21 protein-coding genes and 1 pseudogene are annotated in these 25,653 nt (G+C 68.7%); 15 read left to right on the forward strand and 7 right to left on the reverse strand.

Annotated features, from left to right (window positions below; genetic code table 11):
- Nucleotides 1-104: 104 nt before the first annotated feature.
- Complete coding sequence (locus tag ABZU99_RS19670; RefSeq protein WP_356050173.1) at nt 105-710, reverse strand: hypothetical protein; 606 nt, start codon at nt 708-710, stop codon at nt 105-107.
- A gap of 200 nt (nt 711-910) precedes the next feature.
- The gene (locus ABZU99_RS19675; protein WP_355944118.1) at nt 911-2,650 is read right to left on the reverse strand and encodes a PKD domain-containing protein; all 1,740 of its coding nucleotides are present in this window, start codon (nt 2,648-2,650) and stop codon (nt 911-913) included.
- An 855-nt stretch (nt 2,651-3,505) separates the two neighbouring features.
- On the opposite strand from ABZU99_RS19675, the gene ABZU99_RS19680 reads away from it, so the two are divergent.
- The gene (locus ABZU99_RS19680) at nt 3,506-3,874 is read left to right on the forward strand and encodes a VOC family protein (protein WP_356050172.1); all 369 of its coding nucleotides are present in this window, start codon (nt 3,506-3,508) and stop codon (nt 3,872-3,874) included.
- 76 nt (nt 3,875-3,950) lie between these two features.
- Here ABZU99_RS19680 and ABZU99_RS19685 read toward each other — a convergent pair whose 3' ends face one another.
- Nucleotides 3,951-4,253: a transposase family protein gene (locus tag ABZU99_RS19685; RefSeq protein ID WP_356050171.1), complete on the reverse strand. Its 303-nt coding sequence runs from the start codon at nt 4,251-4,253 to the stop codon at nt 3,951-3,953.
- Between the two features lie 199 nt (nt 4,254-4,452).
- Between ABZU99_RS19685 and ABZU99_RS19690 the strand changes: the two genes are divergently transcribed.
- Nucleotides 4,453-5,130, forward strand: a complete 678-nt coding sequence (locus ABZU99_RS19690; protein WP_356050170.1) for a hypothetical protein — start codon at nt 4,453-4,455, stop codon at nt 5,128-5,130.
- Nucleotides 5,131-5,323: 193 nt separating this feature from the next.
- Here ABZU99_RS19690 and ABZU99_RS19695 read toward each other — a convergent pair.
- A pseudogene (locus tag ABZU99_RS19695) lies at nt 5,324-6,022 on the reverse strand (transposase); the annotation flags it as partial.
- Nucleotides 6,023-6,170: 148 nt separating this feature from the next.
- Between ABZU99_RS19695 and ABZU99_RS19700 the strand changes: the two are divergent.
- The 5 genes from ABZU99_RS19700 (at nt 6,171) to ABZU99_RS19720 (ending at nt 12,876) form a co-directional block, all read left to right on the forward strand.
- The gene (locus ABZU99_RS19700) at nt 6,171-7,010 is read left to right on the forward strand and encodes a class I SAM-dependent methyltransferase (RefSeq protein ID WP_356050169.1); all 840 of its coding nucleotides are present in this window, start codon (nt 6,171-6,173) and stop codon (nt 7,008-7,010) included.
- 2,010 nt (nt 7,011-9,020) lie between these two features.
- Entirely contained in the window at nt 9,021-10,049 is a 1,029-nt protein-coding gene (locus ABZU99_RS19705; protein ID WP_356046051.1) for an extracellular solute-binding protein, read from the forward strand.
- A 2-nt stretch (nt 10,050-10,051) separates the two neighbouring features.
- A complete protein-coding gene (locus tag ABZU99_RS19710; protein WP_355944132.1) occupies nt 10,052-10,924 on the forward strand; it encodes an ABC transporter permease in 873 nt (290 codons plus the stop codon).
- Nucleotides 10,911-11,747 (forward strand): ABC transporter permease, encoded by an 837-nt coding sequence (locus ABZU99_RS19715; RefSeq protein ID WP_355944134.1) that lies wholly within the window; start codon nt 10,911-10,913, stop codon nt 11,745-11,747. The genes ABZU99_RS19710 and ABZU99_RS19715 overlap by 14 nt, the downstream gene beginning before the upstream one ends.
- Nucleotides 11,748-11,751: 4 nt before the next feature.
- The gene (locus tag ABZU99_RS19720; RefSeq protein WP_355944136.1) at nt 11,752-12,876 is read left to right on the forward strand and encodes an ABC transporter ATP-binding protein; all 1,125 of its coding nucleotides are present in this window, start codon (nt 11,752-11,754) and stop codon (nt 12,874-12,876) included.
- A 116-nt stretch (nt 12,877-12,992) separates the two neighbouring features.
- Here the strand turns inward: ABZU99_RS19720 and panD are convergent, their stop codons facing one another.
- Complete coding sequence (panD, locus tag ABZU99_RS19725; RefSeq protein WP_356046054.1) at nt 12,993-13,424, reverse strand: aspartate 1-decarboxylase; 432 nt, start codon at nt 13,422-13,424, stop codon at nt 12,993-12,995.
- 351 nt (nt 13,425-13,775) lie between these two features.
- On the opposite strand from panD, the gene ABZU99_RS19730 reads away from it, so the two are divergent.
- Nucleotides 13,776-14,612 (forward strand): hypothetical protein, encoded by an 837-nt coding sequence (locus ABZU99_RS19730; protein ID WP_356046056.1) that lies wholly within the window; start codon nt 13,776-13,778, stop codon nt 14,610-14,612.
- A 429-nt stretch (nt 14,613-15,041) separates the two neighbouring features.
- Here the strand turns inward: ABZU99_RS19730 and ABZU99_RS19735 are convergent, their stop codons facing one another.
- Entirely contained in the window at nt 15,042-16,280 is a 1,239-nt protein-coding gene (locus ABZU99_RS19735; protein ID WP_356046057.1) for a hypothetical protein, read from the reverse strand.
- Between the two features lie 287 nt (nt 16,281-16,567).
- Here ABZU99_RS19735 and ABZU99_RS19740 point away from each other — a divergent pair, with 287 nt between their 5' ends.
- From ABZU99_RS19740 to ABZU99_RS19755, 4 genes are all read left to right on the forward strand, one after another.
- Complete coding sequence (locus ABZU99_RS19740; RefSeq protein WP_355944143.1) at nt 16,568-17,020, forward strand: VOC family protein; 453 nt, start codon at nt 16,568-16,570, stop codon at nt 17,018-17,020.
- 165 nt (nt 17,021-17,185) lie between these two features.
- On the forward strand, nt 17,186-17,620 hold the full coding sequence (locus ABZU99_RS19745; RefSeq protein ID WP_356046059.1) for an archease: 435 nt from the start codon (nt 17,186-17,188) through the stop codon (nt 17,618-17,620).
- A gap of 123 nt (nt 17,621-17,743) precedes the next feature.
- Nucleotides 17,744-18,388, forward strand: a complete 645-nt coding sequence (locus ABZU99_RS19750) for a protein-L-isoaspartate(D-aspartate) O-methyltransferase (protein ID WP_356046061.1) — start codon at nt 17,744-17,746, stop codon at nt 18,386-18,388.
- 661 nt (nt 18,389-19,049) lie between these two features.
- Nucleotides 19,050-20,474 carry an RtcB family protein gene (locus tag ABZU99_RS19755; RefSeq protein ID WP_355944149.1) on the forward strand — a complete coding sequence of 475 codons (1,425 nt, stop codon included), beginning with the start codon at nt 19,050-19,052 and terminating at the stop codon, nt 20,472-20,474.
- 433 nt (nt 20,475-20,907) lie between these two features.
- Here the strand turns inward: ABZU99_RS19755 and ABZU99_RS19760 are convergent, their stop codons facing one another.
- Nucleotides 20,908-21,159, reverse strand: a complete 252-nt coding sequence (locus tag ABZU99_RS19760) for a hypothetical protein (protein WP_355944151.1) — start codon at nt 21,157-21,159, stop codon at nt 20,908-20,910.
- Between the two features lie 676 nt (nt 21,160-21,835).
- Here ABZU99_RS19760 and ABZU99_RS19765 point away from each other — a divergent pair.
- The 3 genes from ABZU99_RS19765 to ABZU99_RS19775 all read left to right on the forward strand — a co-directional run bounded on the left by ABZU99_RS19765 (nt 21,836) and on the right by ABZU99_RS19775 (nt 25,633).
- The gene (locus ABZU99_RS19765; RefSeq protein WP_355944152.1) at nt 21,836-23,035 is read left to right on the forward strand and encodes an acetyl-CoA C-acyltransferase; all 1,200 of its coding nucleotides are present in this window, start codon (nt 21,836-21,838) and stop codon (nt 23,033-23,035) included.
- Nucleotides 23,036-23,147: 112 nt separating this feature from the next.
- Complete coding sequence (locus tag ABZU99_RS19770) at nt 23,148-23,777, forward strand: HAD family phosphatase (protein WP_355944154.1); 630 nt, start codon at nt 23,148-23,150, stop codon at nt 23,775-23,777.
- Nucleotides 23,778-24,106: 329 nt separating this feature from the next.
- Nucleotides 24,107-25,633: an AMP-binding protein gene (locus ABZU99_RS19775; protein ID WP_356046064.1), complete on the forward strand. Its 1,527-nt coding sequence runs from the start codon at nt 24,107-24,109 to the stop codon at nt 25,631-25,633.
- Nucleotides 25,634-25,653 lie beyond the last annotated feature (20 nt).

The raw sequence follows: 25,653 nt of genomic DNA on the forward strand, positions 1-25,653 counted from the left end.
GAACCGGGTCACCCCGGCCGCGCGCTGGCAGAACTCCACGCGGCCGGGCAGGGCGGCGAGGACGTCGATGGCCTCGCCCATCTCCCGCAGGGCACTCCGGCGGATCAGCTTGAGTCCGCCGTATCCGTAGGCAGGTACGGGCTCCGGTCGAACCGGGTCACCCCGGCCGCGCGCTGGCAGAACTCCACGCGGCCGGGCAGGGCGGCGAGGACGTCGATGGCCTCGCCCATCTCCCGCAGGGCACTGCGGCGGATCAGCTTGAGTCCGCCGTATCCGTAGGTGAGCCCGATCCGCTCCGGGCTGCGCGTACCGAACAGGTCCATCACCGTCAGCCGCGCCGCAGCCCGCTCGGTCTGGTCCTTGGCGAGCGTGGCGAAGCGGGCGGTGCCGTAGTGCGCGTAGAGCCGGTGGTTGCACACCCCGATCACCTCGTCGCCGTCCGGCAGGGCCGCGTCCGCCGGGTCACGCACGAGGCACTCGTCGCGCGGGGCAGGCACGACGCGCAGCCGCTTGGTGAGATCCACGCCCATCCGGCTGGCCGCCGCGCTGGTCCACGAGGCCGCGGTGGAGGAGTGGACCAGCACCTGTTCGCAGGCCGCCAGGCCGGCGGCGAACGCCAGCAGGACACCGCGCCCCAGACGCCGGTCGTCGAGCGCCGGATCGACCTGGAACACACCGGCGTCGGTGAAGAAGAACGGCTCGGCGAGCATTGGTCCGTGAATGGCCCAGATCTTGGTGCCGCCAGGCGCCCGGGGCCAACAGTGGCGGGGCCGACAGTGGCGGGGCCGACAGTGGCGGGGCCGACAGCGGCGGGGCCGAGGCGATCGACCGATACGGCGCGATCAGGTGCTGGCGCGGCCGTGCCGAGGGGCGGCCCGGCGCCTGCGAGCCGTCCCCCTGGACGGAGCCTTCATTCCGCGGTGACGGCCCGGGCGGCCTCGACCAGGACCGCCCCGCCATCCTGGCCGGTCATCACGACACGTGACAGCCAGGGCCCCTTGCGGTCGTAGGCGTGGGTGACGGTGGCCTCGCTGGTCTCCCGCTGCGTACCGTCGCCGAAGTACCAGTGGTAGCGGTACCCGACGGCGGGCGGCTTTCCATCCACCGTCACCGACATGCGCATCTCACTGCCGACGTGCGCCTTCTCCGGGACGTTCAGCTGCGCCCGGGGCCCGTGCCGGGGGAGGTGGAACCACTCGCGAATACTTGGGTTGAGGAGAATGGCGTCGGCGTACTGCCGGGCGCCCTCGATGTCGGGGTGAGCGACCGCCGCGGTCAAACACTGCGCCGGAGTCGGGCTGAGCTCGGGGCAGGCCCGCGTGCGGAGCGGGAACGCCGGGTCGGTCACCGGCGTGCCCCAGACCTTGGAGTCCCGGGTGAGAGCGGCATTGTCCACGGTGAACAGTCCGTCGGCGGCAGTCGCGTACGGACCGTCCGTGGAGGCATCGTTGGCGGCGGCCGCCGCCTGACGGTAGGCGGCGTTGACCAGTTGTGTGTACTGCTCGTAACGCTCGGCCACGCCGCCGAGGGCGCTCTTGCAGGAGGTCAGCCGTGCCCCGGTGACCCCCGGCTCCGAACAGGTCTTCACCGGGATCGGAGAACTGCTGCGGCTCAGCGCGTAGTAGAAGTCGGCCACGACCACCTTCGGCCGTCCCGGCAGGGAATGGGCTTTCTCGATCGCCGCCTGCATCCCGCGTCCGCCGTACCCGACCTTGGCGCCGCTGAAGTAGGGCACGTCCTTGGCCGGGTTCTCCGCTGCCGCGCCGATGCCGGAGCACTCGCGCTTCACCGCCTCGGGCAGGTTCTTCGAGCCGGGAGTGATGCCGACTCCGATGCCGAAGAAGGGATCGAGGTCGTTGATACACCCGTTGATCACGACCAGATCGAGACCGTAGCCGCCCGCCCGCGCCTGCGCGCCCGCCTTTTCCAATTGGCAGAACACGTCCGGCATTTGCTGGGTGACCTCGCCGAACTCCATCTCCCCGTCGCCGTCCGGGTCCTGCTTCTCCGTCGTGTCCAGACAGGCCGCGTCATCGTTGCCCGCGGGCAGCTCGGGCGCGTCGAGCACCGCTCCGGAGATCGAGTAGTCCATGTTCTGATGGCCCCGGCCGGTCTCGCGGCCGAGCAACTGACCCGTCAGATAGGGAAACTTCTGGTCGTGGTCCAGGCCCTGCCCCCAGACCACGGAGTCACCGACGGACGCCACCCGCACCGGGTCGCACCCCCGGCGTATCGTGTCCCGCCAGACCTTGCCGTAGCGGCCGGGCGCATGACCCCTGGACGAGGCGGTGATGCGGGCGTCGACCCGCAAGGCGGTCTCAACTGTGGGCACCCGGTCGAAGGGGATGCTGAACTCCGCCGTGCCGACATCGGCGGCCATGGCGAGGCGCCCGCCGGCCAGCCGCTCCTCACCGGCACGTACGCGCCACTCCACGGTGGCTCCGGCCTTCGCCGCGGCGGGGTCGTAGACCTGCACCCGGCCGTGCACGGCTCCGCTGCACACCGGATTCGGCGTCAAGTCCACGTCGAGAACGAGGGGGAACGCCGATCCCGGTAGGGCGCTGGTCTGCGCCGCGGCGGGGAGCCCGCCGAGGAACTGGCCGAGGAGCACGGCGGCCGCTCCGACCGCCGCGAAACGCCTCGCCGCCAATGAGCGAGCCGCCAATGAGCGATGGGCCACCCCCGGTCCGCTGGGAGCGGAACCCGCGCCTGTGCCCGCCCGCCTTGGCGCAACCCACCGCGACCAAGCTGATCTCACGCCAACACCCCTGTTTTCGCTGTCATTTCAGTCCGTGCGGAGTCACTGAATTCCGCATCGGTAGGGATGATGGCAGTCGGGAGACCGGCATGGACCGCGAGCGGGGGCCCATACCGAGTGAAACTGATCACTTACCCGCAGTTACGGCCTGCCAGGGCAAGGCGACCGAGTTGGGCGGCCTCAAGTACCGGCCGCCGGGCACCACGTTTCGAACCGGTGGTCGCACGGCCGCGGGCACCGGTCTCTCCCACACCCCAGACCGCACGGATCATGTTGTGCCGGCTTCCTCCCAGGTCGATGAGCCGTTCGGGCGCCGAGGGAACCTCGGCGGCCAGCAGGCGGAAGCCGCCGGGCAGGAGCATGTGAGCCTGCAGGAACTGGCGGGCCCCGGGCCGCTTCCAGTCGCTCCATAGCACCGGGGCGGGGCCCCGCTCCATAGCACCGGGGCCCCGCCGTTCGGCGGGGCCGGATCGCGGTCCAGCACCGTGACCCGCTGTTCCTCCACGGCCAGAATCATCGCCGTCATCAGGCCCGTCGGCCTGCGCCCAACACCAGCGTGTGCACCATTGAGGCTGCGCCATCTTGAAGTGGCTGGTCAGCGGGGTGGTGTGACCTCGTTTCGGGGTGCTCGTGCTGGTCGCGGGCGGCAGTCTGGGGTGTAGATCGTCCGGCGGGGCGGCTTTGCCGATGAGTTCACCGTCCTCGAACGGTCTACCCAGCGACACGACCGTTCGCGACAGGAGTGCCATGTCCACCATCCAGCCAGTGATCATCACTGCCGACCAGGACGTCCTGCTCGGCTTCTATACGAAATTGTTCGGCGCCGAGGAGATCTTCCGGGTACCGGCGGAAGGCCCGGCCTTCTACCTCGGCTTGCGCATCGGCGACACCGACCTCGGGCTGGTGGCCAAGGAGAACCCGGGGACTGGGGCGGCGCCGCGGATCCTGCTCAGCATCGCTGTCGACGACGTCGACGAGACGCTCGGCCGGGTGGCGGCGCTGGGCGGCTCGGTCCGTAGCGGCCCCAACGACATGCCGTGGGGACAGCGCGTCGCCCACATCCAGGACCCCGACGGCAACCCGGTGAACCTCATTCAGCCAATCCCGGACCGGTGACGCTGTTCCGGGGGCATGTGCTGAGTGTGGGCTACCTGCGGTAGAGATCAATTATCGGTAGTGGCATCGATGTTCGTCAGGCGAGCAGCGCGCGAAGCAGGTGGGTGGCGCGGGAGGGGTCAGTGCGGAGCTTGGTGAGGATCCGACAGTTCTTCAGGTGGGCAAAGCCGCGTTCGACGGGGACGCGTCCGGCGGCCAGGACGCGGTTGGCCTCCTTCTCGGCGGGTGCGAGCTTGCGGGCACGGGTGGCCTTCAAGCCGGTGACGACCACGGGGTCGTCACCGTCGTCGTCCAGGCCGATAAAGCCCAGGTCGGCCAGGGCGCAGAGACCGGCAGCAGCTTCATTGAGCGTTCCCTTCCTTCCATCGATCGGTCGCACCTCGTGGGTGTGTCATCACCGCCGCCGCGGGCGGCACGTCCAGCGACAACTGATCCCGTTCACGAGAAGCTCACCACCTTTCCAGAAACCCTCCTGGTGGCGGGCCCGTCCGTGCCAGGAGAGTGTCCTCCCTTCCTGGTACTAATCGATCTGTCACGATCAACAGGAAGGCATCTCAGTGCGATTGAAGTCAGGGCGAATGATGCAGGCAGTCGGACTCGCGGTACTTGTGCTGTCGCTCGCTCTCACCGGATGCAGCAAGAAGGGCAAGAAGGGCAAGACGCGCAATCGGTCGCATGCCACAGTCTCGTCGGGCAGGTCGGTGGGCGGTGCGCGGGCGGCCCAGGAGATGCTGCCGAATCATGAGGCGATGCCGACCACGCTGAGCACTCTGGACGGTGAGCCGATCAGCAGGGCCAAGGCACCGACCTCCTGCAAGGAGCCGACGGGCAAGTGCAGGGGCGCCAACGCGCACGGCAGCGTGACGTACAAGGCCGATGCCGGCAGGAGCAAGGTCGCCCAGTTCGACGTGATCGCCTACCGCAATGAGAAGGCCGCGAAGCGCGCCTACCGGGAGTGGGACAGCTACATAAACGGGGACTCGCACTCGGACGAATTCCGGAGCGAGAACATCAATCAGGTGATCGGCAACGAGCACATCGCCTTCGCGGACCTGCGTCCGGGGAAGTCAGGCCGCCATGAGGCGTTGTTCCGCCAGGGGAAGTACGTCGCCACGGTCGCCTACATCAATCATGAGCCGGCCAAGGTGATGCCCAGGACGCTTGCTGGCCTGGCGACCATGTTCGCCGAGCGGATCCACCAGAAGGCCACCGGAGAGACTCCATCTGCCTCGGCCGTGAACATCCCGGTCGTCTGACCGGCCCTGGGAACCGCCTTCCGATCCGTTCCGCCAGGAGCCTCGCGGACCTGACCACCCCTCGTCCTCGCGGTACCGGGCCCGCAGCTCCTCCTTCATCGACCGCTGGAAGGTGAACACAGGACGTGCACCACCAGCGGCTGCGTCTCACGAGGGGCTGTGGAAGCTCGGGGTCCTGCACACCGGCCGCTGGTCAGAGTGCCGTGTCAGCGAAAGGTGCTGATAAGGCGGTGACGGCCTGGTCGTACAGCGCGCGTACGGACCTGTCGGCGCGCGGGAGCGGCGGACGCGCCCACTCGATGACGTCCCGCTCGAAGCCGTTGCCCAGGTACTTGCTCATCGCCGCCCGCGTCACGGGGGTGTGCCCGGCGTCCATGGCGCAGGCGGTCTCCGGGGCCCAACGGCGCAGTATCGCCAACCTGCCCGCCAGCGCCCGCAGTTCACTCAGAGCAACGTCATCGGCCATGCCCGTACGGACGACGGCGGCCAACAGCGGGTACGTGGACAGGTACCGCTCCGGGACGCCGCGTGGCAGGACACCGCTGTCCATCAGCAGGTCGCGCAGGTGGGTAACGGTTCGCCAGGGTGTCTCTTGGTGCAGCCCTGCGTGGGTGGGCGGGATGGTGCCGGTGGCCAGGCCCCGGAGGAGGCTTCCGGAGACCTTGATCCGCAGTTTCGCCATCCTGATCGTCTGCTCGGCCGGGTTGTTGTCGAAGGGCAGGTTCAGGTCGTGGACCCAGCGCAGGTAGTCGTCCCGGCGGCTGTGCAGCCGCTTGAACAGGGCGTTGTGTTTGCACTCGGTCTTCGAGGAGCGGGCGGCGGTCGCCTCCACTCCGTCGCGGACCGCCGTCCGCAACGCCTTGAGCTCCCCGGCCTTGACCCGGTCGGCGACCGCTCTACGCCCGTGGCGCGGGCGGCGTCGGCGGTCCTCAAGGCGGCGTAGTACAGTCGGTTTCCTGACCTTGGGTGGTGGTCAGGGCTCGGCTGTCAGGGCTCTACGGAGCCGGGCGAGAAGCCGCCTCCTTGACGAGGGGAGAGCCATGGCGACAGCGAAACCGTCCGGGGTCTGGGCCACGGCCGTCGGGGTCGCCCGGGTGCGGGCACGCGAGACCCGGCGCGAGAACCCCTTGTTCCTGGACCCGCTCGCGGAGGCGTTTGCCGCCGCCGGCGGCCTGCCGGTGGACGGGGAGTCGCCGCGAGCGCCCGTGGACGACGCGGCCCGGCGGCGCTGGGGCGCGGTCGCGTTCTCGATCGTGGTCCGCACCCGCTTCCTCGACGAGCTGCTGCGCGACGCGGCCGACGCGGGCTGCCGCCAGGTGGTCCTGCTCGGCGCCGGCATGGACAGCCGGGCCTACCGGCTCGACTGGCCGTCGAGGACCCGCCTGTTCGAGATCGACACGGCGGAGCCGCTGGGCTTCAAGGAGTCGGTGGTCCGGGCCCAGCGGGCCGAGCCGCGCTGCGAGCGGATCACCGTACCGGTCGACCTACGCGAGGACTGGCCCGGTGCCCTGGCCGCTGCCGGGCACGATCCGGCGCTCCCCACGGTGTGGATCGCCGAGGGCCTGCTGATCTACCTGCCGCAGGATGCGGTCGAACGCCTGCTCGGGCAGGTGGGGGAGCTGTCCGCGACCGGCAGCCGGATGGGCCTGACGCTGGGTCAACCCGGTGTCCTCGAGCGCTTCGCGCAGGACACCGGCACCGCGGCGTCGATGTGGGTCTCCGAGATGCCGCCCGACCCGGTCGCCTGGCTGGCCGGTCTCGGGTGGGACGCCCGCGCGTACACCGTGCGTGAACGCGCGGCGGCGTACGGACGCCCGGTCACGGCGCCCGAGGAGCAGCCGCCGAGGCACGGCGGCCTGATCTCCGCGGCACGCCGCTGAGCACGGCGCACGTCCGCGCACGGCACTGGAGAGCTGCGACAGCAGCGCGCGGGCGGGGTTCGCCCGGCCGGTCCGGCCGCCGAAGCGGCCGGACCGGCGTTCTCAGCTCGCCGACGCCGTGGCGTCGGCCGGCGACCGCTCCTTCTCGGGCTCGCCGGGCGTCGGGGGCGTGCGCAGTACGAAGGCCGCCACGAGTACCGCCACCCGACGAAGGCGGCGCTGATCCCGTACGCCGGCAGGGAAAGACTGAGCGCTGCCGCGGACGCGGCGGCGACAGCGGCACGGCGGACAGCCATACGGCCTCCAGGATTTCGCTGTGACGCGTGCGGAGAATTGCCGAAACCCTGGCACCGTTCGAGTGGTGGATCAACGCTGAGCTGCAAGGTTTGCGCGAGATCTGAGGTTTCCCCTCAGTAACCAACCGAGGGGGGAGACGGCGCCGGGGTCCGCTTCGGAGCGGGGCGTGCGGGCGAGCAACGGCTCATCTCCCGGCGGCCCGTTGACGAATCCGCCGCGAGGAGCCATGGCGAGCAAGCCGTGGATGCGTACTCTGACCTGGCCGTCGCGTCGATGGCTGGATGCTTCGCGGTACGGCAGGAGCACACGATGGCCGCCTCCGCCCCTGCCGGTTCGTCCAGGACGGCCGGTTCGTCCAGGACGGCAGTGCGGCATCGCTTCCGGGCGTGGATGCCGGAGGGGCTGGCCGATATGGCCTAAGCGGTTACGGCGAAGTCAAGTGCTGATCCTTCTCGGCGTCCAAGCCCTCGGCCAGGCCGAACGGCGAGGGATCAGCGGCGAACTTCACCGCATCCGCTTAGCGCCATCCGGCGGTGACCCGCTCGGGGCCGCCACCGGCTTCACCGCCAGCGACGATGACCTCGACGCTGCCTGGTGCAGCGCCTTCCGGCCCGCCCATGTCGTCCGGGAGGCACGGGAACGCCACTGCGGTTCCTGGCCGTTGGCGCTGTTCACCGACAACGGCCCGCTGGAGCATGAGGGGTACTGCGGCTGTACCCCACGATGTTCGACGGATTCGGCCACCTACTGTTCAGCCACCACCTCGGACACCGCAGTTCGCTGCGGAGCGGATCCTGCCGCTGCGGAGCGGCCACATCGAGGGGGACGTGATCCTCGTCGAGGGGGCCGGTCCCTACGACCCGGCGGAGCGGGCCGCCAGGCTGCGGGCGCGGACGCGCCCGGGTACACGGGCGCGGGCTGAGCGGTCTCGGGCAAGTCCCGGGCTGCGACCCGGGCCGGCCGCTCTCGTCAGTCCATCGAGATCACAACAGAACGCTCATCGGATGACTCCAACTGTTGCTCAAGGGTTCGCATGGAGCGTGGGAACTGGGCATGTCGCTGTCAAGAAGACGCGACGCGGACGAACCGAGGCCGTGTGACGTCGGACCCGGATACTGGGGTGTGGGCGCGAGGGCGGGTGTGCCACGGCCCGCGTGGGGTTGCCAGGGGCCGGGAACGGTCGGCTGCGCTCTCGCGGAACGAACCGTAGGCCGGGCGTCGGCAGGCAGGGAAGTGTACGTATCATCCGCTCGCCCGGCAGCCGGTGGATGGTTCGCACATTTGGCTCCTTCCATTCCGCTGCCGGAGTCCGTGTCTGCGGCATTCCGGCCTCGGCCGGATGTCGCGCTGGAAAACTAATCGTTGACGGCCGGACAAGTGGACCCTATGGTGTGCGGCACGCGGTCGGTGGTGTGACGCAGCCCCCGCGGAGAACCAGGGATCGTTCGAGGTCCCAAGGTTCGCGATCGCGCCACGGCATATGCGGAACCCGCGATGCCACGGCGATTCTGCGACGGCCCCGGCGGCGCGGCCGCGCTCTCCACTCCGCCATGAGATGGCGCAGTTTTCCTTGCCCTGAAGTTTTCGTCGCTCGATTCCCGCATGCGTGAAACGCCGAGAGAGGCCGTGCCAAAAATGACGCAGTCAACGAAACACATCAGCCGGAGGTCGATACTGAGGACGGGGGTGGGCGCGGCGCTGGCGGCCCCGCTCGTGGCAGGACCTCTCACCTCCTGTAGCCCCAAGTCCTCCGCCGGCGGGCCGGCGAACAAGACTCTGACGGTCACCTCGTACGGCGGCTCCTACAATGACCAGCTGACGAAGACCATCCTTAAGCCGTTCCACAAGAAGACGGGTATCCGCCCGACGCTGCTGGCCAACACCAGCCTCGCGGCGCTCAAGACTCAGGTGCGCTCCGGCGATGTGCAGTGGGACCTGGTGGAGTTGACCGCTCCGGAGTACGTCCAGGCGGTGAAGGAAGGGCTGCTGGAGAAATTCGACTACGGCATCATCAGGGCCAAGGGGCTGCCTTCCTACGCGAAGGCGGAGTACGGCATCAAGTATCTGAGTTTCCTGTTCGTCATGGCGTGGGATCAGAAGCACGTGACCGACGGGCGGGCACCGAAGAACTGGGACCAATTCTTCGACCAGGGCAGATACTCCACCAAGCGTTCCGTATACGCACAGCTCTCGGACAGCTCGGTACTGGAAGCGGCGCGGCTGGCCGAGGGTGTCCCGTTCGACAAGATCTATCCGCTGGATGTGGAAGCGGCGCTGCGTTACCTGGGGCAACATCCCGGACGCGAGAAGCTGATCTACCACCGGGCGAACCAAGAGCCGGTGCAGCAATTGACCTCGGGCGAGGTGTCGCTGGCCACCAGCTTCAACAACCGGATCAACGCCGCCCGCAAGGACGGGGCCAAGGTGAACTTCTCCTCCGCGGGCGGTGTACTCGCGGGCGACTACTTCGTCGTCCCCAAGGGTGCCAGGAACAAGGAGGCGGCGTTCCGGCTGATGGATTTCATGAGCAACGACGCGGACGCCGGGGCCGACTTCGACCAGACGACGAACCTGACGCTGGCCAACACCCCCGCGCTCGCGAAGCTGCCCGCCCATGTCGCCGACACTCTTCCCACCAGCCCGAAGCTGGCGGACAGCATCCTGGTGCGGGACGACAAGTGGTGGGCGGACAACCTCAAGGCGACGGAGCAGAGGTTCAAGCTGTGGCAGGCGGGCAGCTGATCATGCCTCTCACCGCCGTCGCGCCGGCGCGGGGCCGCGCCGTGGTCCTCGGACGCCGCTTCCGCGTCCGCGGAACATGGGTGCTGCTCCTCGCGCCGATCGCCGCATTCGACGCCATCCTGTTTCTGACCCCGCTGGGGACGCTCGTCTCCTCCAGCCTGCACGACCACGGCTACCAGCGTGTGCTGGGAGATCCGCTGGTGATCAAAGCGCTGGTCAACACCCTGGAGATCAGTACAGCCTCCACGCTCGCGGCGCTTGTGATCGGCTACCTGTTGGCCTGGGTGATCTGGCGCAGTGGCCCGCTCCTGCGGGTCGTCATGTTCGCCCTGGTGCTGCTGCCCTTCTGGACCGGAGTCCTGGTGAAGAACTTCGCCTGGGCGGTTCTGCTGCAGGACAACGGTCTGGTGAACGGCGCACTCCAGGGGCTCGGGCTCACCGATCACCCGCTGACCCTGCTGCACAATCGTTTCTCCGTCGTGCTGGGCATGGTGCACTACCTCCTGCCCTACGCGGTGTTTCCGATCTTCGGCGCGCTGTCCGCGATCGACAACCGGCTGGAGCTGGCCGCGCGTTCCCTGGGCGCGGGGGAGGCGTCCGTGTTCCGCCGGGTCATCCTTCCGCTCACCGTGCCGGGCCTTTCAGCCGCGGGGCTGCTGGTGTTCATCATCAGCACGGGCTTCTTCATCACTCCGGTCGTGCTCGGCGGCCCGGGCGACATGATGATCGCCAACGAAATCGACTTCTATGCCATGGAGTTGACCGACTTCGCGGGCGCGTCCGCGCTCGCGCTCGTACTGACCGCCATCGTGAGCGTGCTCGTGGCGGTGTACCAGCGGATCCTCCGCGCGGGAGGTGCCCATGGGGCGGCGTAGTTCTCGGTTCTCCCCGACGCGGCTCGCCGCCGTACCGGTCTTCCTGTTCCTCGTCGTACCGACCGCGATCGTGGTCCCGATGGCGTTCGGCCACAGCCGGTACATCACCTTCCCGCCGGACCGGTTCTCCACCGACGCGGTCTCCGGATTCCTCGGTGACACGGCCTGGGTATCGGCTGTGCTGGCGAGCCTGCAGGCCGCGGGAATCGCCGTGGGACTCGCGGTGCTGCTGGGGGGCAGCGCGGCAGTGGCCCTGCACGGGCGGCGGTTCCGGGGGCGGTCCGCGGTGACCGGGGTGATCCTCGCCCCCATGATCGTCCCGGCCGTCGTGCTGGCGCTGGCCTTCTACCAGTTCTTCAACTCCGTCGGGCTGGTCGGCACGATCCTTCCGATCGGCCTCGCGCACGCCGTGATCGCCACGCCATACGCCTTCCTCACCGTGCGCGCCAGCCTGTCCGGCCTGAACCCGGCGCTGGTCCGCTCCGCACGCAGCCTGGGGGCCGGGACACTGTCCGTGACCCGGTTCGTCTACCTCCCGGTCATCCGGCCCGGTCTCATCGCGGGGGCGCTGTTCGCCTTCTCCGTGTCCATCGACGAGACAGTGATCGCGCTGTTCCTCCAGTCGCCGAGCGCGACCACACTGCCCGCGAAGATGTTCACCGACATCCAGTACAACCTGACCCCGAAGATCGCGGTCTCGTCGGCCATGTTGGTCACCGTCGCCACCCTCGGCCTTCTGGTCCAGGTCTTCTTCACACTCCGCCGCCGTTCCATCGCCCGGATGCTGCCGTTGACCACGGTGGCCGCCGACCAGACAGGGTGAGCTCATGACAACGTCCGTAACGTCCGTGACAGCCGACCCGCTGGCCGTCGGGAAACCGGAACACGGTTCCATCGAACTGCGCCAGGTACGCAAGACCTACGGCGACTTCGTCGCGGTGGACGACCTCGATCTGACCGTCCGACCCGGTGAGTTCGTCACCCTGCTCGGTCCCAGCGGTTCGGGCAAGACCACCACCATGATGATGGTCGCCGGCTTCGAGGATCTCACCTCAGGCATGGTGCTGATCAACGGTGAGCCGGTCGACTCACTCCCACCGAAGGACCGGAACCTCGGTGTGGTGTTCCAGAGTTACGCCCTGTTCCCTCACCTGAGCGCACGGGAAAACGTCGAGTTCGCGCTGCGCATGCGCAAGATACGGCCGGCGGAGCGCCGCCGGCGGGCCGAGGAGGCCCTCGAACGTGTCGGCCTCGCCGCGTTGGGCGACCGCAGCCCGCGCCAGCTCTCCGGGGGGCAGCAGCAGCGCGTCGCGCTGGCCCGCGCCCTGGTCTTCAACCCCTCGGCGCTGCTCCTGGACGAGCCGATGGCGGCGCTGGACAAGCGGCTGCGCGAGCAGATGCAGGAGGAGGTCAAGACCATCCAGCGGTCGCTGGGCATCTCCGTGCTGTTCGTCACCCACGACCAGGACGAAGCCATGTCGATGTCGGACAGAATTGTGGTGATGCGCGACGGGAAGGTCGTCCAGCAGGGCGCCCCCGAGGATGTGTACGCGCACCCCGCGACCGACTGGGTGGCCAATTTCCTCGGCGACACCAATCTCCTGCCGTGCACCATCGTGGAACGCACAGGCGACACCGCCGTCGTCGACCTCGGCCGGCTCGGGACCCACCGGGTGCGCGACCGCGGGGCCCAGGGGGATCGCTACGGGGTGTCCATCCGCCCGGAGCATCTGACTTTCCTCCCCGCCGAACGGGCGGAGAAGGGGGCAAGGGGACAGGTGGTGTCCTCCACCAACCTCGGCGCCACCATCCGCCACCGGCTGCGGGTGGGGGAACAGGAGCTGTTGATGCGTGAACTGTCCCCCAGCTCGCGCACCGCCGCCCAACTCGACGCGGAGGTGTGCGTCGGCTGGGATCAGGACAACGCCCAGCTGCTCACCCTCGACTCCTGAACGCGCATCCTTCGGGGTTCGGGGTGAGCGTGCTCCACGACTTTGACCTGGTCATCGAGGGCCGGGCCAGCGCCGCCGTCGGCCGCGATGTGGGCGCCACTGACCGCGCTATCGGCTTAACTCGCAGCCGGGCCGATCGCGCTGGGGCTCCGCTCGCTGTGAGCGGAGCCGGGCACTGGCTCAGTGGCGTCAGAGCCGAGCGCGACGATCCGGTTGTCCTGGTTCACATGCACGATCCGTGGACGCAACCGTTTGGCCTCGGCATCCTCGGCCTGAGCGTAACTGATCAGAATGATGAGATCACCAGGATGCACCAGATGTGCTGCCGCCCCATTGATCCCGATGACACCCGAACCCCGACGCCCCTCGATGACATAGGTCTCAAGTCGGGCCCCGTTGGTGATGTCCACGATGTGCACCAGCTCGCCGGGAAGTAGATCAGCTGCGTCCATAAGGTCGGCGTCGACCGTTACCGATCCCACATAATGCAGGTCAGCCTCGGTCACTGTAGCCCGGTGAATCTTGGACTTGAGCATGGTGCGCAACATGTTGCCACCTTTCCATATGCATGGTCGCGCCCCCTGACGGAGTGCGCGCCGACGGCTCGATGATAAACCGGCCCCGATAGTCGTTGAAATGCCGGGATTGATCATGACCACACGTGCACCTCGCGGTCCGGGCAGGGGACCACGCCGTGTACACCCACAAGGTGGAGACAGACCCGCCTTACCGGATGGCCTCCCGGAGGGGCGGCTGCCCGCATCCCACGGCCATCGGCCGGTGCATCCTCGCCCGCCGTCCCCCGAGGCCGACGTACGTGTCACGAGCATGTATGCGTCTCGCAGTGGGTCGTCCACCTGGTGAGTGGGCGGGCGTGCGGTTCACCTAGAGTGCCGATCATGTCTCAGTCAAAGATCATCGAGCGCATCGCTCAGCCCCCGCAGTCCACCCGGATGCCGTCCGGGCGAAAGAAGAAGACCCTGATCGCGGCCATCGGCATAGGCATGGCCGTCGCTCTGAGCGGGTGCAACGACGACACCGGCAAGGCCACGGCCAAGGACACCGACGCCGCGGGGTCGAAGGCACCTTCGGCGGGGTCCTCCCAGTCCTCTGCCCCGGCGAGTCCCTCGGGCGATCAGCCGTTGGTCGCGGGATGGCAGACGCAGACCGGGCAGAAGCACCACTTCCGCTACGACGTGCCCGCCACGGCCAAGAAGTGGAAGGTCCTCGACGAGGACGTGGCCCTCTCCTACACGGGCAAGGACGGCAAGCCGATCGTCGTCATGACCGGAGCCGCCAACTACCGTCAGGGCGGTTGCGAGTCGAGTCCCGGTCCCAAGGCAATCGGTGAGGCGGGCAAGGGGCAACTCGCCACCGTCGGCACCACGGGCGGCGGCAAGGACGGCACCCTCGAGGAGAACGCCCGTAACTGGGCGGGCAACTGGGGCTTCGCGGCGTACGGCGGTGAGGACCACAAGCCCAAGATCAAGGTCAGTGAGGCCAAGCCGTGGAAGCAGGGCGGTATCGACGGCTACACCGCGACCGCCCAGGTGACCGTCACCAACCGCCCGAGCTCGTGTGTACCGCCCAAGGCCGTCGTGCACAGCATCGCGCAAAAGCTCCCCGACGGCACCATGCACGGCTGGGTGATCTACGCGGACCAAGGAATTCCGAAGGCGCTGACAGCCGCCGAGATCAAGAAGATCATGAGCACCGTCCGGTCTACGAGCAGCTGACGCCCATTCGGTCAGGACCTCTGCTCCTCCTGTGGTGGCAGACGCGGGTCGGCGGCGAACACCGCCTCCGCCGCTTCCGTGGCTGTCCCTGGGGCGTGGGCAACCGTCCAGGGAGGCGCCCACGCTGATCCGACTCCGTGTCACGGCGAGGGTGCGGGGCTGCTGTGTTGCCTGAGCCCGACGGAGTGGGAGTGGGGCTTGGCGAAGGCGTTTTGCCGGGGCCGGGACCGGGACCGGGGCGGGTGGCGGATGACGACGGCCGTGACGCTGTTCCTCGACTGACGGCTGACGAGATCGCCATCTTCGACCCTTGCCGGGACGGAGCGTGGGGCACATTCACGCACTGGCCGGACCTCGACGAGCTGACCGCGCGGACCCCAGTGGGTTTACGGACAACACAGGCTCGGCCTACGGGGCGTTCAATGTTCTTCACTGGCGCCCGTCGCTCTTCATCAGAGGATCACTTCGCGCAGGCAGCGCGTCGGAGGCCCCGCCGCTCATGCGCAGCCGCTCGACCAGGAGGGGCAGCCCGACGACGACTATCAACCACACCTGCACGTAGAGCCTGTCGCCCTCCATCGCCACCGGGTGGGCCGCGGACGTCAGCAGGCCCGTACCGCCCACGGCGATCAGGCAAAGCGCGATGGGCACCGAGCGGCTCATCGCGCCCCAGACGCCCAGCACCAGGAGCAAGAGCAGGGAGGGAGCCAGTGCCTCTCTCTGTAGCCACTGCCACCAGTAGTTGGCATCGAGCCGGATCAGCAGGCGCCATGGGTTGGCGACTTCGGAATACGTCCAGTGGAGGGAGAAGGTGTCCTGGAGCGAAGCCTCCAATCCGGGCAAGCGGAGCACCCTGCTCATCGCAAAGGCGACCAGGGACTCGAAGAGCGAGACGATGAGCAGGCAGTGCGTACCCTTGTGACGGGCCTGTGGAACGAATATCAGCGCCATGGCACTCGCCGCCACCAGGCATGGCCCCACCAGGGCGAAGCTTGAGTACTTGACCGCGAAACCCAGCGCGAAGGCCCCCACGGACAGCAGAGCCCCCGCCACCCACCGCCCCTGGCACAGCCACACCGCACCGAGCAGCATGGCCGCCATGAGGGCAATCATCGGACCTTCCGTCATGGGGCGACTGCCCCACAGTCCTATCGGCGTGACGTAGTACAGGCACTGACCGAGCCATGCCACCGGAGGCGGTGCACGCAGCGCGCGCAAGAGCACCAGGACCAACAGCCCTCCGAGCGCCGTGAAACCCAGGGCAACGGCCGTCAGTCCCGCCTTGGCCCCCAAGAGCCGGACGAATGGTGCGGCCATCAGTGGATAGGCGGGGCGAGCGTGAAAGAGCGCCTCGTAGCGCGGATTGCTGGGGTTGAGGCCGGCCGCATGCTGAGCCAGGCAGTCCTGGAACTCATGGCGCCGCACCGGGGCCCGGAACTCGATCTGATGCAGCATGCGGCTTCGCTGAAGCATGGCCGCCGTGTCCGCGCAGTAGGCCCGCAGCGCTTTGTCCTGGGCTGTCCGGTAGGGGTCGCCCAAGAACTCGTACGCTGAGCGAGCGTAACGGTATGAGTCATTGGCGAAGCGCGTGCCTGGATAGGCGAAGACGTGTAACAACGCGAAGACGGCGACCGTCAGTAACGGGATGATCTTGGGTATTCGACTCATGATACACACCCTAAATGCGAACAAACAGGGCAACATCTCGAATGGTCCACCAGGGTCTTCCTTTGGGCTCATCGTGCGTCCCTGAGGAAGATGGGGCGGCCAGGCCACGCCATTGGCCGAGGCGGTTGATGCACCGTTCCCCGGTGTTGCACGGCCGCCGGCGGCCGGGTGAATCTTCGGACGTTATGCCCTGAGCGGTGCGTCGCCCATCGGGATCGGGCGGGGAGAGGTCGAAGATGTGCCTCGCACCGTGATCCCCGGAGAGGATCCCCGGAGAGAGGGACGGCATGGGCAGAGACGATATTCCAGCTCCTGGTGAGGGGGTGCTGGTGACGCATTTCCTGACGGTGCGTGACGTGGCCCGTTCGCGGCGTTTCTACAGCGAGGTGATCGGCGGGCAGGTCGTCCTGGCCGAGAATCCCTGCATCGTCAAGCTCTCCAACAGCTGGATCATCATGAACCCGGGCGGCGGTCCGACCCCGGACAAGCCGGATGTGACGCTGGTCCCGCCGAGTGACCCGCAGACCGTCTCCAGCTTTCTGAACCTTCGGGTCGCCGACATCGAGACGTGTTACGCGCAATGGAGCGCCAAGGGGGCTCGGTTTCTGACTCCGCCGATCGACCGGAGCGCGGAGATCCGTTGCTACATGCGCGATCCCGACGGCTACCTGATCGAGGTCGGCCAGGCCACCGGGATGCTGAAGGGCATTTTCGCCCGCACCGACGACACGTCCGGGTAGCTCCCGTGGTGCCTCCGGATGCCTGAACCAGAACTCCATTCTCGCGTCGGCCGCACCGCCACGCACCTGGGGCGACCTGACGCGGCCGACGCGCGTGCCCGGGCCCGCCGGACGACGATGGAGGCACGGACCGTTCCTGTGGATCCGTGAGGGGAAAGCAGTGTGATGAGGCCGGAGAGTTCGGCGCGGCGCGCTGGGCATCGCGGTGTTCCGCACACCGCGGACCTGCGGGTGGAGGCCTGGGCCCCAACGCGCGAGGAGTGCCTGGCGCAGGCGGTGCGGGGTGTCTGCGAGTCGTTCCTGGACCTGACAGGGGCAGCCGGTGTCCGCAGGCGGGACGTCGTGGTGCGGGCGGACAGGGACGAGGATGTGCTGGTCGCCCTGCTGGAAGAGGTCGTGTACTGGCTCGACACCGAGGGCGAGGTCCCGGTCGATGTGGAACTGACGCCGGTCACCGGCGGCTTGCGGGGCGGCCTGCAAATGGCTGATGCCGGGGCGCTTCCGGTGACGGGGGCCGCGCCGAAGGCGGTCACGCTGCACGAGCTGGCCTTTACCCGCGGGCCGGAGGGCTGGACGTGCTCGGTGACGCTCGACGTGTGAGCCTTGGGACTCCGAATGGCTGCGGGCCACCCTGGACCGGGTGAGCCACTGTTTCGGCTCCCGTGCCGACCATGAGTCCGACGGCGCACTCACCCTGAGGCCGTCGCACGGAAAGCAGCGAACATGACCGAAGCCGCCCATCGGCCCGAGGGTCTCGTGCGGGCCGTTCGAGCGGCCGGCATCAGCGACGAACGCCTGCTCCAGGCCGTACGAGCCACGCCCCGAGCGGCATTCGTCCCCACCGGCCATGTAACGCGCGCCTACCATGACGTGCCCATACCGATCGGGCACGGACAGGTGACCACGCAGCCCTCGCTCTCGGCCATCATGCTCGAGGGCCTTGACCTGAGCGGGGACGAGCACGTTCTCGAGGTCGGTACCGGCCTCGGCTTCCAGACCGCACTACTCGCCCGGTTGGCCGCCGATGTCGTGACCATAGAGATGTGGCCGGACATCGCACATCAGGCACGGCGCAACCTCGCCCGGCAGGGCATTCGCAATATCGAGCTGCGCATCGGGGACGGCAGCGGCGGCGTGCCGGACCGCGCTCCGTACGACGCGGTCATCGTGTCCGCCGCGTTCCCGGAAGTTCCCGCGCCGCTGGCCGAGCAACTGCGTTGCGGTGGCCGCCTCGTACAGCCTGTCGGGCCGGGTGGCCGGGAGCAGGTCGTGTCCTTTGTGCGTACCGCGACGGGGCTGGAGCGCCGGCGGGTACTTACGCCCGCGCATTTCGTCCGCTTGCAAGGACGGTACGGCTTCCCCTCCTGAGCCCTGCCGACCGCGTCTCCTGAGCCCTGCCGACCGCGTCTCCTCAGCCCTGCCGACCGCGTCGGGCCGCCGGCATTCCGGCGGCCCCCGCGCTGCGGCCGGGGTTGCTTTCACGACGGATCGTGCGCCGACACCATTCTCAAGTGGCCGACTCGGCAGTGCGCCTTGGCCGCGGTGAACGATTTCGCATGCGATTCGGCGCTGCCCGCGACGTCGAGCAGTGGTGTGGCTGCCACAGGGCTGGGACACTGGAAGTCCGTGCGGGCAACAAGCCTCTTCCCACGGGTCGCGCCTTCGAAGCAGTGGGCGCTCACCATTCCGCCACTTCTTGAATCTCCTGACCACTCCCGATATCGGTGTCATGCGCCGCCTGCGGCCGAGGTGCGGCAGCCGGTGAAGCGCAGGCATGGCCGCACGGACAGACCGCAAGGGAAGATCCGTGTCCGCCACACGCTCAGCCGATTTCGAGTACGCCATCCACACCGCGGACATCTGGCTGAAGGGCCGTGTCCGAGGCTTTGGAAACCGAGGACCGGCGCCTCGCCCACAGGGTCCTGCGCGCCTGGCTCCTCCAGTCGGCCTCCTGCCCGGGCTCGCCCGGGAACGGTGCGGGCCGACGGTGTCGCGTTGGCGGGAGAGCACCGGAGAGAGGGTGACGGGCATGGACATCACGCCGGTGGAGGAGGCCCCGTTCCGCTTCCGTATCGAGCGGCAGGGCCTGATGCGCGTGCCCGGGGTCGTCTTCGCGACGCGGGACCTTCTGCCGCAAGCGGCCGGGGACAGGGCGCTGGAGCAGGTCGCGAACGTAGCGACCCTGCCCGGCATCGTCCGCGCCTCGTACGCCATGCCCGACGTGCACTGGGGGTACGGCTTCCCGATCGGAGGCGTGGCCGCCACGGATATCGACGCCGGCGGAGTGATCTCGCCCGGCGGCGTCGGATTCGATATTTCCTGCGGCGTACGGCTGCTCGCCGCCGACACTGACAGGGGTCGGCTCGCGCCCCGGTTGCGGACGCTCATGGACATCCTCGGCGACGTGATCCCGCGCGGCATGGGACGCGGCGGCCTGTGGAAGCTGACCGGACGCCCGCAGATGGAGAAGCTGCTGATCGGCGGGGCCGAGTACGCGGTCGAACGCGGTCACGGCGTGCCACGCGACCTGGTGCGTTGCGAGGACCACGGAGCGCTCCCGGAGGCCGATCCGTCACAGGTCGGGCAACGGGCCGTTGACCGGGGACTCCAGCAGGTGGGCAGCCTGGGCTCGGGCAACCACTTCCTGGAGGTGCAGGTCGTGGACCAGGTGTACGACACGGACAGCGCGGCCGCCTTCGGCCTGCGCCCCGGCCAGGTGTGCGTGATGATCCACTGCGGCTCACGCGGCCTGGGACACCAGGTGTGCACCGACCACGTGCGGGTCATGGACAACTCGCTGCGCACCTACGGCATCTCCGTCCCGGACCGGCAGCTGGCCTGCACCCCGGTCGTCTCCCCGCCGGGCCGCGACTATCTGGGAGCGATGGCAGCCGCAGCCAACTACGGCCGTGCCAACCGGCAACTGCTCACCCAGGCCGTGCGCCACGCGTTCGCCACCGCTGCCGGGGTGGGCCTGGACCTGGTGTACGACGTCTCCCACAACACCGCCAAGATCGAGACCCATGACCTGGGCGGCGTACCGCGCCGGCTGTGCGTCCACCGCAAGGGCGCCACTCTGGCCCTGCCCCCCGGCCACCCGAGCCTGCCCGAGGACCTCACCGAGGCTGGGCAGCCCGTGCTGGTCCCCGGCACCATGGGCACCGCCTCGTACGTGATGGTCGGAACACCGGGGAACGACGCTTTTCTGTCCGCTTGCCACGGCGCGGGACGCGTATGGAGCCGCCACCAGGCACTGCGCCGGGTCCGGGGCGAGCAACTGCGCGGGGAACTGGAGGCCCGCGGCATCACCGTCCGCCCGTCTTCCTGGCGCGGGCTGGCCGAAGAGTCCCCGGACGCCTACAAGGACGTCGACGCCGTGGCCGCCGCCACCGAGGGCGCGGGACTGGCCCGGCTTGTCGTCCGCCTGGTACCGCTCGGTGTCGTCAAGGGATGAACTCTCACGCGATACAGTCCGCTTCCCCACGGGTGCAGGCTCTTCGGGCACCTGAATCGACATAGGGACAAGGACACCGCGGGGCGCGGATCCGGGACGGTGGCTGCAGGAGTCAAAGGTGCACAAAGCCCGCTGGCGGGGAATGAATCCCCAGCCAGCGGGCTTTCGCGCGTTACGGGGCCGGCCACTTCACCAGCCGCAGATGCCGTCTCGGCTCTTCCTTGGGGACCGCTTGGGGACCAAGGGCCCCCGGTCGGCGGCGAGGTGGCGAGGTGTGGTGAGGTGATGAGCGACCCGTGTCCCGCGATCAGGCGCGGCACGTGCGGCGGGACCCCGGCGTCAGCCATCCAGGTCGGGCCCGTGTGCCGTAGATCACGGCGCCGCGGAGGTTCATATGGCTCAGCAACGGTGGTCGCCGAATCCGCTCCAGATGTCAGCCGGGAGTGTTGAAACAGCTGACACTGATGACGACCGTGTTGTTGGCGGCAGGAGAGTTGTCCCCGACGTCCCCGGTGGTGGTGTCACCTGAGGTGACGTAGATGTCGCCGGTGTTGACGCTGCAATTCCGGACGGTGCTGGGAGGCGGAACTTGGTCTCCGTCACAGGCGGCCGCGGTGCCGGTCCCGAGGAGCACCAGGGTGCCGGCGGTTGCGGCCAGGAGGGCCGCCTTCTTCGCGATCTGCATAATTCCTCCGTATGCGTCGCAGCTGGAAATCAACTGGCGATCAGATTTAACAAGGGAAGTCGCGAAAAAGCCGTCTAGGAACGCTGACATTGATCTGCTCGGACCAATGGCCGTCCCTCTATCACCCCAATGACGCAGTCGCTGAGGCGGTGGCGGGACGCGTGGTCCTTCGCGGCCGCGCTGAAGCTCGGCGTCCGGGGTCGCCGGTTCGAGCTTCCACAGCGGGATGCCCGACCCGTTCCAGTGCACCTCCGCGCCGCCTCCCGTCGGTGCGTATCCGGGCTGGACGGATGTCACGGCGGCCGAGTGCGGGTGATGGGCGGGAGATGCCCGCGCGGTCGCATCACCGGTGTCGGGTCGGCCGGTGCGGTGGAGAAGGGGGGAACCAACAGCAGATGGTGACGCAGCTCGTTCCGGGGAGGTGGTGGAGCAGGCCGGCGAGGGACCCGGTTGAACATGACGCCGGATTCAACTATAAAAGTCGAGAGGCTGGCTCCCGTCACCCCTGCGGCCATGGCGCACGTCATCGGTCGAGGAGGAGACGGTCACCGACTGCTCACAGCGCCCCAGGTGGCGTTCGGCACCGCCTACCGGCATCGAGCCCGGCTCACGGAGCTCGGGATTCCAGCTCTGAAGCTGCCAGACGAACCGGACCGACAGGAAGCATGGAGTCGACATGAGGGAAGCAGTCATCGTTTCGACGGCACGGACGCCGATCGGAAAGGCCTACCGCGGCGCGTTCAACGACACCCAGTCGCAGGAGCTCGCCGCCCACGCCCTCTCGCACGCGGTGCGGCGCGCCGGGCTCGAGGGAGGCGAGGTCGAGGATGTGATCCTCGGCTGCGCCGTGCAGCAGGGGTCCTCCGGTGGCAACGTCGCCCGCCAGGCCGCTCTCCGTGCCGGACTGCCGGACACCGTGTCGGGGATGACGGTCGACCGGCAGTGTTCGTCGGGCCTGATGGCGATCGCGACGGCCGCCAAGCAGATCGTCGGCGACGGGATGCAGATCGCTGTCGGCGGCGGTGTCGAGTCGATCTCCTTGGTGCAGAACGACCACATGAACACCCACCGCATGGCTGATCCCTGGCTGGTCGAGCACAAGCCGAGCATCTACATGCCGATGTTGCAGACGGCGGAGATCGTCGCCGAACGCTACGGCGTGAGCCGGGAACGCCAGGACGAGTTCGCGCTGGTGTCGCAGCAGCGCACCGCGGCGGCGCAGGAGGCCGGGCGGTTCGACCAGGAGATCGTCGCGCTCGACAGCGTCAAGAAGGTCCTGGACAAGCAGTCGAGGGAGGTGCGGGACGAGGCCGTGACCCTGACCCGGGACGAGGGCAACCGCGCGTCGACCACACTCGAGGGCCTGGCCGGGCTGGCGCCGGTGCTGCCGGACGGTCAGGTGACCGCGCATTCCAGCGTGACGGCGGGAAACTCCTCGCAGCTGTCGGACGGGGCTTCGGCGTCGGTGTTGATGGAGTCGAAGGAAGCCGAGCGTCGCGGGCTGGAGCCGCTGGGCGTATACCGGGGCATGGCCGTTGCTGGTTGCGGGCCGGACGAGATGGGGATCGGTCCCGTGTTCGCCATTCCGCAACTGCTGAAGCGGCACAACCTCACCATTGACGACATCGGTCTGTGGGAACTCAACGAAGCGTTCGCTTCCCAGGCGTTGTACTGCCGTGACGAACTGAAGATCGACCCGGAGCGGTTCAACGTCAATGGCGGAGGAATCTCCGTCGGCCACCCGTACGGGATGACCGGCGCCCGACTGGTGGGGCACGCCCTGATCGAGGGCAAGCGCCGTGGCGTCCGGTATGTCGTGATCTCGATGTGTGTCGGCGGCGGAATGGGCGCAGCCGGGCTGTTCGAGGTCGCTTAGGTCCTCATGCGAATCGGCGGAACACGGCTGCCGTCGTCATGGCTGCCGTCGTATTGGCCGGCGGGAAGCCGGCCGCGAGAGAGGGTGTGCGCCTGTGGATACTGTGTCGAGCGTGGTGGGAAAGGCCCGAACCGCGGTGCTTGTGGACTTCGGCGGGGTCATCACCTCCAGTGTGTTGAGGGCTTTCACCGACTTCGGCGCCTCGCTCGGCGGCGACCCGCGCCTGCCGCTGGACCTCCTCAGCCGGGACCAGTCATCACGCACCCTCCTGGCCGACCACGAGTGCGGCCGTATCGACGCCGAAGCCTTCGAGCGAGGATTCGCCGAGCGTCTCCGTGTCCATGGCGCCGACGTACCGGCCGAGGGGCTCACGGCCCGGATGCAAGCGGGAATGTCAATCGACCAGGACGTTCTCGCCCTGCTCGGTGATCTTCGCGCCGCCGGGTATCCCGTTGCGCTGGTATCCAATTCGTTCGGGACCGGAACCTACGACGGCGTCGACCTCGCCGCTGTGGCCGACGCCGTCGTCATCTCCGCCGAGGTCGGGATCCGTAAGCCTTCCCGGCGGATTTACGCGATCGCATGTGAACGCCTCGGTGTCTCCCCCGAGGAGGCAGTCATGATCGACGATCTGCGGCAGAACCTCGACGGCGCGGCGCGGATCGGGATCGGGGGCGTGCTGCACACCGGTGCCGCCGACACCCGCCGCCAACTCGCCGAACGCTTCGGGATCACCGCCTGACCGATCGACCGGTCGCGGGAGACCGGGCGCGGGAGACCGGTCATGCCGGGTCGGCACCCGACCGCGGGTGCCCGGCCAAGCGGCCGGACGCCTGCCCCCTCCCGTCCCGCCGCCGGCCGAATCTCTTCCGGATGAGCTGCCGTACGCGGTTCGCGACGCTGGTATCGCCGTCATCCACGGCGAGATACCTGGGGGCTACGCACCTCCGGCCGCCGCCGGACGCCTCCGCTGTCCAAAGACTTGAAGTCGAGACCGGGTTCAAGTCTACTGATGGGCGAGGGTGAGATCCGTACCGCATCACCTGCTCACATCCCTGGAAGGCACCGTCCATGGCCAGTGTTTTCGACCCGGTCTGCCGCCACGCGGCCGCGACTCCCGACAACATCGCGCTGCGCGGCGGCGCGGATCAGTGGACCTACCGGCAATTGCGCGACGCGAGCTCACGGTACGCGGGCGCCCTGGCCGCCGCGGGCCTGTCCCCCGGGGACCGGGTGCTGCTGGCGGCGCCGTCGGTGCCCGAGTTCGTGGTGGCCTACCTCGGGATCCAGGCCGCGGGCTGTGTCGTGGTGCCGGTCAACACGATGTCCACCCGGGCCGAAGCCGAGTACGTCCTCGGCGACGCCGGTTGCTCGCTGGCGATCGCGTGGCACGCCCTCGGCCCCGCCGTCGCGGAGGCGGCCGAGACGCTCAAGGTGCCCTCCTGGACGCTGTCCCCCGGCGCGACGGTCACTGATGCTGCCACCCTCCCTGTCGTCGACCGGGACCGCGACGAGACCGCGGCCATCCTGTACACCTCGGGTACGACAGGGCGGCCGAAGGGTGCCCAGCTCACGGTCGGGAACCTGTTGTCCGCCGGGGAGATCGGCGCCGAGTGCAGCCGCGGATCGAGCGCCGACCGTACCGGCACCGGACTCCCGCTGTTCCACGTGTTCGGCCAGGCGTCGGTACTGATGGCGACCCTGACCGTGGGCGGCTCGCTGTCGTTGCTGGCCCGGTTCGACGCGGCCGCGATGCTGGAGATGCTGCGCCGCGACCGGCTCACCATCATGGCCGGCGTACCGACCATGTGGAACGCGATGCTGCACGCGGCGGGTGATGCGAGCCCGGCGGACTTCGCCGGGCTCCGCGTCGCCGTCTCCGGCGGCGCGTCGCTGCCCGGGGAGATCGCCCGGGCCTTCGAGGCCCGGTTCGGCTGCACCATCCTCGAAGGCTATGGGCTCACCGAGACCACCGCGTTGGGCACCTTCAACGACATCGACCGCGGCGGCAAGACCGGGTACACCGGCCGGGCGGTTCCGCGGCTGCGGGTCCAGGTGCGTGACATCGATGGCAACGAGTGTCCGCCGGGCACCGTCGGCGAGGTCCACATCAAGGGACCCACGGTGATGCGCGGCTACTGGAACCGCCCCGCGGACACCGCCGCGGTGATCTCGCCCGACGGCTGGTTCCGGACCGGCGACCTGGGTGAGACCGACACGGACGGCGACCTGCGCATCGTCGACCGGATCAAGGACTTGATCATCCGCGGCGGCTACAACGTCTACCCCGGTGAGGTCGAGGAAGTTCTCTACGAGCACCCGGACATCATCGAGGCGGCCGTGGTCGGCGTTCCCGACGACCATTACGGCGAGGAGGTCGCCGCGGTCGTCGCCGCCCGGCCCGGTTCGGAGCTCGGTGCCGCTGAGGTGTCGAGCTGGACACGAGAGCGCCTGTCCGCCTACAAGGTCCCGCGCATCATCCGGTTCGTCGACTCGCTGCCCAAGGGCCCGAGCGGGAAGATCCTCAAGCGTTCCATCGACCGTACGAATCTGGCCCGCGACCCCGCGCTCGGCGACGTACCCGCCCGCCGGCACTGAACATCCGTGGACGGACGAGA

The sequence above is a fragment of the Streptomyces sp. NPDC005266 genome, from assembly GCF_040607655.1.
Classification (GTDB): domain Bacteria; phylum Actinomycetota; class Actinomycetes; order Streptomycetales; family Streptomycetaceae; genus Streptomyces.

Bases quoted from the DNA above. Each gene is read 5' to 3' on its own strand.
- ABZU99_RS19670 (WP_356050173.1), bottom strand. From the start codon at position 710: ATGCTCGCCGAGCCGTTCTTCTTCACCGACGCCGGTGTGTTCCAGGTC.
- ABZU99_RS19680 (WP_356050172.1), top strand. From the start codon at position 3,506: ATGTCCACCATCCAGCCAGTGATCATCACTGCCGACCAGGACGTCCTG.
- ABZU99_RS19690 (WP_356050170.1), top strand. From the start codon at position 4,453: ATGATGCAGGCAGTCGGACTCGCGGTACTTGTGCTGTCGCTCGCTCTC.
- ABZU99_RS19700 (WP_356050169.1), top strand. From the start codon at position 6,171: ATGGCGACAGCGAAACCGTCCGGGGTCTGGGCCACGGCCGTCGGGGTC.
- ABZU99_RS19710 (WP_355944132.1), top strand. From the start codon at position 10,052: ATGCCTCTCACCGCCGTCGCGCCGGCGCGGGGCCGCGCCGTGGTCCTC.
- ABZU99_RS19715 (WP_355944134.1), top strand. From the start codon at position 10,911: ATGGGGCGGCGTAGTTCTCGGTTCTCCCCGACGCGGCTCGCCGCCGTA.
- ABZU99_RS19720 (WP_355944136.1), top strand. From the start codon at position 11,752: ATGACAACGTCCGTAACGTCCGTGACAGCCGACCCGCTGGCCGTCGGG.
- panD (WP_356046054.1), bottom strand. From the start codon at position 13,424: ATGTTGCGCACCATGCTCAAGTCCAAGATTCACCGGGCTACAGTGACC.
- ABZU99_RS19730 (WP_356046056.1), top strand. From the start codon at position 13,776: ATGTCTCAGTCAAAGATCATCGAGCGCATCGCTCAGCCCCCGCAGTCC.
- ABZU99_RS19735 (WP_356046057.1), bottom strand. From the start codon at position 16,280: ATGAGTCGAATACCCAAGATCATCCCGTTACTGACGGTCGCCGTCTTC.
- ABZU99_RS19740 (WP_355944143.1), top strand. From the start codon at position 16,568: ATGGGCAGAGACGATATTCCAGCTCCTGGTGAGGGGGTGCTGGTGACG.
- ABZU99_RS19745 (WP_356046059.1), top strand. From the start codon at position 17,186: ATGAGGCCGGAGAGTTCGGCGCGGCGCGCTGGGCATCGCGGTGTTCCG.
- ABZU99_RS19750 (WP_356046061.1), top strand. From the start codon at position 17,744: ATGACCGAAGCCGCCCATCGGCCCGAGGGTCTCGTGCGGGCCGTTCGA.
- ABZU99_RS19755 (WP_355944149.1), top strand. From the start codon at position 19,050: ATGGACATCACGCCGGTGGAGGAGGCCCCGTTCCGCTTCCGTATCGAG.
- ABZU99_RS19760 (WP_355944151.1), bottom strand. From the start codon at position 21,159: ATGCAGATCGCGAAGAAGGCGGCCCTCCTGGCCGCAACCGCCGGCACC.
- ABZU99_RS19765 (WP_355944152.1), top strand. From the start codon at position 21,836: ATGAGGGAAGCAGTCATCGTTTCGACGGCACGGACGCCGATCGGAAAG.
- ABZU99_RS19775 (WP_356046064.1), top strand. From the start codon at position 24,107: ATGGCCAGTGTTTTCGACCCGGTCTGCCGCCACGCGGCCGCGACTCCC.